The organism is Paenibacillus sp. 01L418, from assembly GCF_056400045.1.
On record NZ_JBFTSN010000037.1, the window covers coordinates 23,169 to 33,546 of the forward strand.

Here is a 10,378-nt window from a genome sequence, read left to right on the forward strand (position 1 = left end):
CTTTCTGCCAATGGGCAGCAGAAGTGCGGAATGTTCAGAAACAGATCTGTGGATTCATCACGTTGAGAGATTACATGTTCAATCGAGGCAAGCGATGCCGCACAGCAATGATTGTGCTGAAAAGATGCTTAGGTTTTCTCAACTTTAGAGAAAACCCTAATAATCTACACGAGATAACCTGTGCAGCTCAGACAACTGGCGTTTTACATATTACTCCATGAAAAACACTTGCTTTACAAGCGCTCACCGCCGCCAACTTGCGGCGCTAGCGCTCATCTTTCGCTGGCGGAATAAGCCGCCAGCGCTGCAAACGGGCGGCCAGCACCGCGCCGCCCGGCAACGCGCGMAATTCGCGCGCGCTGATAGCGCCGCCACGCAAAGCTGCGACGCCAAAGGCGCAAGCGCCGACGGCAACGCACGTCAGCGCAAGCGCWGTTGCTGCCGCCCTAGGCGGCAGCCCGCCAAGCGCTGCGCTCAGCGCTCGCTCGGCGATAACAAGCGCCGCGGCCATGACCGCGAGCGCAAAGACCGTGCCCGCCGCCGCACGCCCATGCGACGGCTGACGTCCATCTTCTCTCCCTTGCTTTCGCTCCTGCCCTTGCTCTCGGACCTGCTCTCGCTCTTGCACTCGTCCTCGCTCTTGCCCTTGCTCTCTCCACCGCTCTTGCACTCGTCCCTGCATTTGCTCCTGCCCTTGCTCTTGCTCCTGCCCTTGCTCTTGCACTCGTCCCTGCACTTGCTCCTGCTCTTGCTCCTGCACTCGTCCCTGCTCTCGCTCCTGCACTCCTCCCTGCTCTTCTCCCAGCACCCGCTCTCGCACTACCCTCTCACCAACCACTCGATCGCGCGGCTTCACACGCCCTTCCACACCCGCTCGTCCGCCAGCTAACGCCGCTCCAGAACCCGAAGCTGCATACCGCACTGCAATGATCCCAAGCAAAGCCGCCACGCTTAGTGCCACGACACCTGCGATGGCTGCGCCTTCAATGCCATACGTGGGTACAAGCACAGCGTTAATGACGCCTTTAAGCAGCGCTGCAACCAGCAGCAGGATAGCTGGAATACGTACAGCGCCTAATCCTTGAAGCACAGGTGCCGTCACCGCATTCACACTGCCCGCAAGAGCAGTGCAGCCAACCAAGGCGAAGGCGAATGTACCTTGAGTATCCGAATACAGCATCATATTGAGCGGTTCCGCGAGCAGTGCCAAGCCGATGGCTGCTGCAGCGCCGATTGCCCAAGCCGCCCGCTCAGCAAGCGAAAGCTGTACTCGAAGCTGTCCGTATGCACCCCGCATACGTGCTAACGCAATGCTTGGTACGAGCGCCGCTGCCGCCGCTCCAGCTACCATAACAACAAGCTGCACAAGCGGCTGCGCTCGGCTGTACACGCCAAACGATGTCATTGCCGCAGCTTCCGAAGCCCCTCCTTCCTGCAATAAGCGAGGAACCATAAAGGCATCCACAACGCCAAGAACAGGAACAACCACCGCGCCAAGCGCGACAGGCAGTGCAATAACGGCAAGCTTTCTCATCTCTGCTCGTATTGCCCCTGCCATTCGATTAAGCCGCTCCCCGCTGCGTCTGCGCCATAAATATATAGCCAGCAGCAAARGCGATGCGCAAGCTCCGAATGCCGAACCGCTCATCACACCAGACGCTACAGATGCATCTGCCCATCCAGCGGACCAGCTTAATGCAAGCACTAGCAGCATTACGCCTACACGAATCATTTGCTCAACAACTTGTGAGGCGGCAGACAATCCCATTTGTCCGATTCCCTGCACATATCCTCTTAACGCAGCAACGAATGGAGCAAGCAGCAGCGCAAACGAGACCGAGCGCACTGCACCAGCCGTCTCCGCATCGCCAATCCAACCTGCTACTTGATTCGCTCCACCCCACATCAAGCCAAACGAAATAATACCCGTCACACCAAGCAGCAAAAGCGCAGCGTATAACGTTCGCCTGACGCCTTCTGCATCATCTCCCTTGCGCAGCCTCTCTGCAATGAGAAGCGATACGGCCGTTGGCAATCCCGCAGTGGCTAGAACAGCTGCCAGCTGATAAAACGGATACACGGCGTTGTAAATGCCAAACACGCGGTCCCCAGCTAGATTTTGCAGCGGTATTTTTTGAAAAACACCAATCAACTTTGACAGCAGCGCCGCACCCGCCATGAGCGCAACACCATTCATGAGATGCTGCTTCGAGCTTCGTTCTACTTGAACCCGTCCTTCAACTGCAGGTTCCGCTGCTTTAGCTAGCGACTGTTCGCCGGCACAAGGTCGCTCTTGGCTCTCCGTAAGTTCAGCCTCAGCTTGGCGTGCTTCGACCACTCCCACGCTTGTTTTTCGCTTACCCGCCTGCCCCAGCATTTCCGCCGATTGCCTATTTTTCCCCGGCTTGCGGTTCATCCCGTTCACTCCTGCCTGTCGCACGATTTCTATTGGTATCTATTATACCTCACAATCGTAAACGTGGAAAAAGCTTCCCCAATCGAGTGTTTCTCGATCAAAGAAGCTGTTATAGCCACATTTCTTACTATTGCTCCATCTGTTTTGCCAAAAAGCCCGCTGCTGTTTCAGCCATTTTTGTTTCCATAGTAGACATTTTTACCGATTCATCCTTGCTAAGCAGCACGACTGTTCCAATGGGGTCGCCACCCGCAATGATCGGCGCAATAACGAAGGAGCTGTAAGTTTCCTGCGTATCCTTCACAATTTCAAAGGCACCGCCATTTGCTTCAGCAAGCGTCTTGCGATTTTCCATACAACTCTCCAGAACAGTGCCTACCTGCTTATCAAGCAGTTCTTTCTTGGAGGCTCCAGCTACAGCAATTATGGTATCCCGGTCCGTGATCAATGTAACATGATTTGTTCCTTCAAATAACGATTCCGCATATTCCTTAGCGAAGTCGCCAAGCTCACCGATAGGAGAATATTTTTTCAAAATAACTTCGCCATCACGATCTACAAATATTTCTAGAGGGTCTCCCTCGCGAATACGCAGTGTACGGCGGATCTCCTTCGGAATGACGACACGCCCGAGATCATCGATGCGACGTACAATTCCAGTTGCTTTCATTTCTTGTTGCCCCGCTTTCCTAGAGGATTTTGAATCGACTGGATTCTTGCAGCTTGTTTATAACGAAGAAGAAACTTCCTTCAAAAGATTTTGAATCTGACCATAGTATTCATCCGCTCCCAATTTCTTATGCACGGACTACAGTTCAAGCCAAACGTTCCATCTCTTTGTGAAAAAGGCCGTCGACGTATCGTCCAGCCTTCGTTTTACGCTTCCCCGAGCTCGTTTTCAGCATTCCCCATTTCTCCCTTTTGCTTGCATGAGAAGCAAATGCTTTTTAATTGTTTATGGATTAAAAAAGGCAATTATCGATTTGAATCGATAACCGCCCTTTGCCTAAATATTATTTACCTTCATTATTGTCCATCTGATTCGTTTTTTTGAGCCTGCCTGCCTTGCCAAGCGCTTCTCTGAGCAAAAACTCAATGTGCCCGTTGACGCTGCGGAATTCGTCTGCGGCCCATTGCTCAAGAGCACGATGGATATCGGGATCCAAACGAAGCGGAAATGCTTTCTTTTCTTTAGCCATAATAATCAGCCTCTAGCCGTAAAGAGTTCCTGTATTAATGACTGGAGTTGCAGCGCGATCAGATACAATCGCCACCATTAAATTGTTCACCATCGCCGCTCTCCGTTCGGCATCCAAGCTAATCCCGTTTTCCTCCAACTGCCGCAGTGCCATATCTACCATACCAACTGCACCTTCAACAATTTTGGAACGTGCCGCTACAATCGCAATCGCCTGCTGCCTTTGAAGCATTGCACTAGCGATTTCCTGAGCATACGCCAAATGAGTCAAGCGAGTCTCAAGCACCTTTACGCCGGCAACTGCAAGACGGTTTTGCAGCTCGTTGCCTAGCTCCGCCGCTACCTCATCCGCATTGCCTCTAAGTGAGGAAGCCGCGTCTGTAGAGAAAACATCGTAAGGATATTGCGCGGCAATGTGACGTATCGCCGTCTCGCTTTGAATTTCTACAAAACGCTCATAATTATCAACGTCGAAGCTCGCTCTTGCCGTATCCATTACTTTAAATACAACAACCGCACCAATCTCCACCGGATTTCCTTCCGCATCATTCACCTTTAGTGTTTGGCTGTTGAAATTGCGTACTTTAAGTGAAATATTAACCTTGTTTGTAAGTGGAAGAACCATCCATAAGCCGCTTTCAAGAACTGAACCCATATACGTTCCAAAAAACGTAACCACCTTCGCCTCATTCGGCTGCACGATCGTAAGAGAGGATAAACAAATGACGGACAGCAAAATTAAAAAGGCGCCAACACCGATAATTACCCCAGACCCGCTGTCCTTGGATGCTTCCGATATCGTTAGAAAAATACCGCCAGCAGCAGCAACTACCGAAAACAGCAATGCCATGTATCCGCTAACATACCAGGCTTTCTTCTCGTTCATTAAACCCCACTCCTTCATCTTTTTCTATATTGTTTTGATATAAATATGATATCACTTTTTACATATATAAGCAATTATTTCTTTTTACATCCAACCTCTTTTTGCAACAAAGGGAGCTGCCGCTTCGTCACAAAAAGCAAAGAGATTAAGAAGGGATGAATACATTGAAATATTTATTAATCCTATTTCTGCTTTCCTTGTCGATCGGTTGTACAGGAGAAACCAAAACAACGTCAGAGCAATCCATTTCTCAAAGCTATCTTGAAGAAAAAGGATATCGAATCAGCTCAAAAGAAGGGCAAGTTGAGAGCTATGAGCTTACCGAACAGAAATTATCAGCATTGCCCTATATGATGTACTGGGGGTTGCAGCGCGTGAACCCCTCCGATTATATTGGAAAAACGATTCATATCCAGAAATTTACCGTAACGAACCATCCACTGAGCAAAGAGAAAGTAGATGTTTTTGTTTATTTGGCTGATGGTCAGCCTATAGGAGGAACTTCATTTCCAAACGGAGACACTGCAGACGGCGGGTATTGGTCTATAGAAGGCAAAAATTTAGAAGATATTCAAGGAATGTCTTATCAAGAGTGGCGTAAAAGCTGGACTGAGAAATATAAAAGCACTTCACCAGATGAAGCATAAAGCATTCCATATACAGGGGGATTTACATGAAAATAAAGAACGGCGTGCAGGAAATCATCGAAAATCTTCGGCATATAAGTGCCATTGAAAAACAGTCCGAATTCCATAAACAAATGGACGGAACGACGGAAGGTCTTGTATATCTCATTAAAGTTGATGAATCACCCAAATATGTGCTAAAGCTTGATCAGCCAGATGCACTTTCTTTAGTTGAACAATATAAAAAAACATATCCAGATGCCCCTCTATTGCCTAAGCTTACTTACACCGCTCCAGATAAAACATATATCGTTTATACATTTCTCAAGGGTTCAACCGATTATATTGGCGGCTCTAAGGAGCAATGGTTGAAGGCTTTAGTGAACGGACTTATTCAGCATTACATAAGCTGCTCACCCTCACAGAAATGGGGAGATTGGCTGGAGAATCCCCGCAATACTTGGCGAGAATTTATGGAGAAGAAAGTCGATTACGCTAGAAGTTATATCGGCGACCGCTTGCCATTAGAGGATCATACCCTTGTAAAATCACTTTTAAAGAAAGCAACGATGAGTGAGTCTCAGGGGAAATTTTTGCTTCACGGCGACTGCGGTGTTCACAACTTCATCTTTAGTCATAACGAGTTAATTGGCGTTATCGATCCATCACCAATAATCGGACCTCCGCTCTATGACTTGCTTTATGCATTCTGTTCCTCACCTGATGACTTGAGCATAGAGACGTTAATGCCTGCATTCGTTATGCTTAATCAATCGGATGCGGATCAACCAAGGCTAATTGAAGAAGTGATCATTCAGCTCTATTACCGCTTAGGCATTTGCCTCAAGCATCACCCTCACGATATAGACGATTACTTACAAGCATGGCGTTACTGGAAGTCCTTAATAAGCAATGAATAAACCACTATCATCACAGCTCAAAAACAGCTCTAAAAACACAAAGCAAAAAGCGCCTCTCATAAAGGCGCTTCTAGCTCATCATTCGCTTTATACCGTCAAATATTTGCGTATGACCTCATCATCCAACGACTCCAAGCCGCCCTCCCACGCAATCGCCCCTTTTTCCAGCACGTAGAAGTAGTCTCCTACACTCTTAACGAAATCCAGGCTTTGCTCCACCAGCAAAATAGCCGTCTTGCCATCCGCTTTAATTGAGCGAATAACATCCCTAATATCATCGACAATGGAGGGCTGAATCCCCTCACAAGGCTCATCAAGCAGCAATACTTGAGGCCTTGAAGTTAACGCCCTCGCGAAGGCAAGCTGCTGCTGCTGTCCGCCGCTGAGATCGCCGCCGCGGCGCGTATACATTGCCGGCAGCACAGGAAACTTTGCAATAGCCTCTTCTGGAATAGAAGATATTTTCGACTTTGAAGCCTCAAGGCCAAGCAGCAAATTTTCATAAACGGATAGCTGAGCAAATATTTCGCGTCCTTGCGGTACATAGCCGATTCCGCTTTTAGCCCGCAGTCCCGGCGCTTTCTTCGTTAAATCCGAGCCATTATAAGAAACAGAACCCTCGCGCGCCTTCAGCAGCCCCATAATGCTTTTCATAAGCGTTGTTTTGCCTACGCCATTCCGCCCGAGCAGACATACAACCTGCCCTTGCTTCACTTTCAGCGACACATCACGTAAAATAATGCTTTCACCATAACCAGCCTCAAGCTGTTGAACGGCTAACATCGGCATCCCGCCTTTTCCCCAAGTACACTTCCGCCACGCGGTCATCTCGTTGAATTTCATCCATCGAGCCTTCTTTCAGCAGCTTCCCTTCATGCATAACGGTGACCTTGCTCGCAAAATTACGAACAAACTCCATATCATGCTCCACAACTACAATCGACCGCATACGGGCTATCTGGTGGAGAAGCTCGCCCGTTTTATCCGTCTCCTTATCGGTCATCCCCGCCACTGGCTCATCGAGCAGCAATATTTCCGGCTCCTGGAGCAGCATCATGCCAATTTCGAGCCACTGCTTCTCTCCATGCGACAGACCGCCTGCCCGCCAGCTCGATTTTTTCTGCAATCCAATCATAACGAGCTGCCCGTCAATTTTAGCCCGCTCATCCTCAACCATCTTCGCAAACAACGTCGCGAACACAGTACGCTTTTGGCGCATCGCGATTTCCAAATTCTCAGCAACCGTCATCGAAGGGAATATCGAAGGAGCTTGAAATTTACGACCGATGCCAAGCTCAGCAATTTGATGCTCTTTCTTTTTCGTTATATCTACCTTCCCGAATGTGACACGTCCCGCTGAAGGCCTTACTTTCCCACAAATCACATCCAGAATTGTCGTTTTGCCGGCTCCATTTGGCCCAATGAGGAAACGAAGCTCCCCTTTCTCAAGCTTTAGGTTCATGCCTTGGACCGCTTTAAAGCCATCGAACTCAACAGTCACATCATCACACAGCAGGATTGCGGACTCCTTCATGCTTCGGCTCCCTCCCTTTTTTGCGTAATTTCAATTGGCCAACTAAGCCAGCAACACCTTTAGGCATAAATACGACCACGACCACAAACAGCAGCCCCATAAAGAATAACCAACCCTGCGGATAAGCGGTACTGAACTCACTTTTAGCCCAGTTCATGAGGATAGCGCCGAGTGCGGCTCCAACCAGCGTTCCACGTCCGCCAATTGCTACCCAAAGAACCATTTCAATCGAAGGCACAATTCCGAGCATCGACGGTGAAATAATACCGACGTGGAGTACAAACAGCATGCCCGCTATACCTGCAATGCCTGCCGAAATCGTAAATATGACCATTTGATAAATTGCGGGATTGTAGCCGATAAACCGCACCCGGTTCTCGCCATCGCGAATCGCACGAAGCACCTTGCCGAAGCGGCTGCCGATGACGTAACGGCAAAAGACGAAGATAGCAATGAGAGCAATGACGGTAATATAGTAAAGCACGCGCTTCGTCTCAGGAGAACCTATAGAGAAGCCAAGCACGGTAGAGTAGCCTGTTATCCCATTCGTACCGCCTGTAAAAGCTTGCTGACCAATGAGCAGTGTCGTCGTAATAATAACGAGCGCTTGCGTCAAGATCGTGAAGTAAACGCCGCGAATTCGGTTGCGGAACGTGACGTAACCAAGCACAAGCGCGAGCAGCGCAGGTATGGCAATCCCCATCGCTACCGCAAACCAGAAGCTCTGAAATGGCTGCCAGAAAAGAGGAAGCTCTTTAAGACCGCTCCAGCCCATGAAATCCGGCGGCCTTCCTCCGCTTGCCTCCAGCTTCAAATACATCGCCATAGCGTAGGCGCCTAAGCCAAAGAAAATGCCATGCCCTAAACTTAAAATGCCGGTGTAGCCCCATATCAGATCAAGCCCTAATGCTACTATGGCAAAGGCTAGAAATTTCGCTAACAAATTGAGCCGAAAATCACTTACAAATAGCGGAGCGGAGAAGAGTGCTGCCGCTGCTGCCGCATAGCCAATTAAGATCCATATCCGCGCAGGARTAAACTTTTGCAAGCGCATAAGCGTTCCACCTTTCTTTTCCCTAGTCAAGCGACCGCGAACGCATGGCAACGAGTCCCATAGGCTTCCATTGGAGGAAAGCAACTATACAGACAAACACTAGCACCTTGCCAAGCGAAGCATTCGTCCAATACTCAAACAACGTATTAAACATTCCAATCCCTGTTGCCCCGAGCACCGTCCCAACCAGCTTGCCGACTCCGCCAAGCACGACGACCATAAAGGCATCAACGATATAATAAGTGCCAAGGGACGGACCGATAGGACCAAGCAGCGTTAACGCACAGCCGGCAATGCCGGCAATACCCGATCCGATAGCGAAGGTCATCGCATCCACTCGTCTTGTCGAAACGCCAAGGCATGCAGCCATATCGCGATTTTGCATCACTGCCCGCATCCTTCTGCCTTCATGGCTGCGGTAAATATAAAAATACATAGCAACTAAACAAGCGATGACGAGTCCGATGATGAATAACCTTTTGTAAGGAAGCAATGTTCCATCCATAATCTTCAAGCCGCCATTTAGCCATGCCGGGCTTGTGACTGCAACGTTTGGCGCCCCAAAAATAGATCTTGCTAGCTGCTGCAGCACGAGACCCACACCCCAAGTGGCGAGCAAGCTATCAAGCGGCCGTCCATATAGAAAGCGAATCAGCGACATCTCGAGAATGAGACCAATGATAAATGCAACGATAAAGCTGACCGGAATAGCCAATACAAAATACCAATCAAACATCGATTTCGGCAAATAATCATGAAACACATTTTGCGTCAAATACGTGGAGTACGCACCGATCATAATTAACTCACCATGCGCCATATTGATGACCTTCATCAAGCCAAACGTAATCGCAAGCCCCAAAGCAACCAGCAATAAAATGGAGCTGATGCTTAAACCATTAAATAGCTGCAGCAGAAACACTTCCATATGACCGCTCCTCTCTAGCGTAAACGGCTGTCGCCTTCCTCTGTCACAAAAAAAGCAGAAGGGAGCATTCGAAGCGATCGAATACTCCCCCATTAATTGCTGTGTATTAGACCATTGTTTGCTTATGGATTATTGCGTTGGTTGAATGCTAGCTGCCCAGTCGTAGCCTTTGAGATACGGATCCGGCTTAACCGCTTCACCTGAGTTCCACAGCTCCTTGAATTGGCCGTCCGCTTGCACTTCGCCAATACGAACCGTTTTATAAATATGCTGAGTAGCGCCGTCGATTTTCACTTTTCCTTCTGGAGCATCCCACTCCAGCTCTTTGGCTGCTTCCTTTACTTTATCTACGTCCGTGGAGCCTGCTTTCTCGACCGCCTTTGCCCACAAGTAGACCGCTGTATAGCCGGCTTCGATAGGGTCCGCCGTTACACGCTCATCACCGTATTTCTTTTTGTAGTTTTCGACGAACGTTTTGTTAGCTGGCGTATCCGTTGTTTGATAATAGTTCCACGCCGCCAAATGGCCTTCCAGCACATCGACGCCAATACCGCGGATCTCTTCTTCTGCAACCGATACTGACAAAGTAGTCAAATCTTTAGCTGTAATGCCTGCATCCTTCAATTGCTTGAAGAACGCAACGTTGCTGTCGCCGTTAAGCGTGTTGTATACGACATCTGGTTTAGCTTCTTTGATCTTGCTGATTAGCGTGCTGTAATCTGTATGGCCTAGCGGCGTGTATTCTTCTCCAACCAGTTCGCCGCCTTCAGCCTTCAACTGTTCTTTTATTACGAGGTTTGCGGTACGAGGGAATAC

The 10,378-nt window shown here is 49.0% G+C and carries 11 protein-coding genes; 2 read left to right on the forward strand and 9 right to left on the reverse strand.

Annotation, left to right across the window (positions count from 1 at the left end; translation table 11 throughout):
* Positions 1–265: 265 nt before the first annotated feature.
* The 4 genes from AC1DSE_RS07940 to AC1DSE_RS07955 all read right to left on the reverse strand — a co-directional run bounded on the left by AC1DSE_RS07940 (position 266) and on the right by AC1DSE_RS07955 (position 4,500).
* Positions 266–2,416 (reverse strand): polysaccharide biosynthesis protein, encoded by a 2,151-nt coding sequence (locus AC1DSE_RS07940; protein ID WP_477527561.1) that lies wholly within the window; start codon positions 2,414–2,416, stop codon positions 266–268.
* A gap of 127 nt (positions 2,417–2,543) precedes the next feature.
* Positions 2,544–3,086, reverse strand: a complete 543-nt coding sequence (gene spoVT / locus AC1DSE_RS07945; RefSeq protein WP_054025813.1) for a stage V sporulation protein T — start codon at positions 3,084–3,086, stop codon at positions 2,544–2,546.
* 343 nt (positions 3,087–3,429) lie between these two features.
* On the reverse strand, positions 3,430–3,615 hold the full coding sequence (locus AC1DSE_RS07950) for a type II toxin-antitoxin system antitoxin (protein WP_076271291.1): 186 nt from the start codon (positions 3,613–3,615) through the stop codon (positions 3,430–3,432).
* A 12-nt stretch (positions 3,616–3,627) separates the two neighbouring features.
* Complete coding sequence (locus AC1DSE_RS07955; RefSeq protein ID WP_477511759.1) at positions 3,628–4,500, reverse strand: SPFH domain-containing protein; 873 nt, start codon at positions 4,498–4,500, stop codon at positions 3,628–3,630.
* A gap of 155 nt (positions 4,501–4,655) precedes the next feature.
* Here AC1DSE_RS07955 and AC1DSE_RS07960 point away from each other — a divergent pair, with 155 nt between their 5' ends.
* Both AC1DSE_RS07960 and AC1DSE_RS07965 read left to right on the forward strand, forming a co-directional pair.
* A complete protein-coding gene (locus AC1DSE_RS07960) occupies positions 4,656–5,147 on the forward strand; it encodes a hypothetical protein (protein ID WP_477511758.1) in 492 nt (163 codons plus the stop codon).
* Positions 5,148–5,173: 26 nt separating this feature from the next.
* On the forward strand, positions 5,174–6,046 hold the full coding sequence (locus tag AC1DSE_RS07965; protein WP_477511757.1) for a phosphotransferase: 873 nt from the start codon (positions 5,174–5,176) through the stop codon (positions 6,044–6,046).
* Positions 6,047–6,133: 87 nt separating this feature from the next.
* Here AC1DSE_RS07965 and urtE read toward each other — a convergent pair whose 3' ends face one another.
* The 5 genes from urtE to AC1DSE_RS07990 form a co-directional block, all read right to left on the reverse strand.
* Positions 6,134–6,829 carry an urea ABC transporter ATP-binding subunit UrtE gene (gene urtE, locus AC1DSE_RS07970; protein ID WP_477511756.1) on the reverse strand — a complete coding sequence of 232 codons (696 nt, stop codon included), beginning with the start codon at positions 6,827–6,829 and terminating at the stop codon, positions 6,134–6,136.
* Positions 6,807–7,580 carry an urea ABC transporter ATP-binding protein UrtD gene (gene urtD, locus AC1DSE_RS07975; RefSeq protein WP_477511755.1) on the reverse strand — a complete coding sequence of 258 codons (774 nt, stop codon included), beginning with the start codon at positions 7,578–7,580 and terminating at the stop codon, positions 6,807–6,809. The genes urtE and urtD overlap by 23 nt, the downstream gene beginning before the upstream one ends.
* Positions 7,552–8,634: an urea ABC transporter permease subunit UrtC gene (gene urtC / locus AC1DSE_RS07980; protein WP_477527562.1), complete on the reverse strand. Its 1,083-nt coding sequence runs from the start codon at positions 8,632–8,634 to the stop codon at positions 7,552–7,554. Before urtC ends, urtD begins: the two co-directional genes overlap by 29 nt.
* A gap of 22 nt (positions 8,635–8,656) precedes the next feature.
* Entirely contained in the window at positions 8,657–9,562 is a 906-nt protein-coding gene (urtB, locus tag AC1DSE_RS07985) for an urea ABC transporter permease subunit UrtB (protein ID WP_339205875.1), read from the reverse strand.
* 129 nt (positions 9,563–9,691) lie between these two features.
* Positions 9,692–10,378 (reverse strand): transporter substrate-binding protein (locus AC1DSE_RS07990; RefSeq protein ID WP_477527563.1); only part of this gene is annotated, 687 nt, incomplete at its 5' end.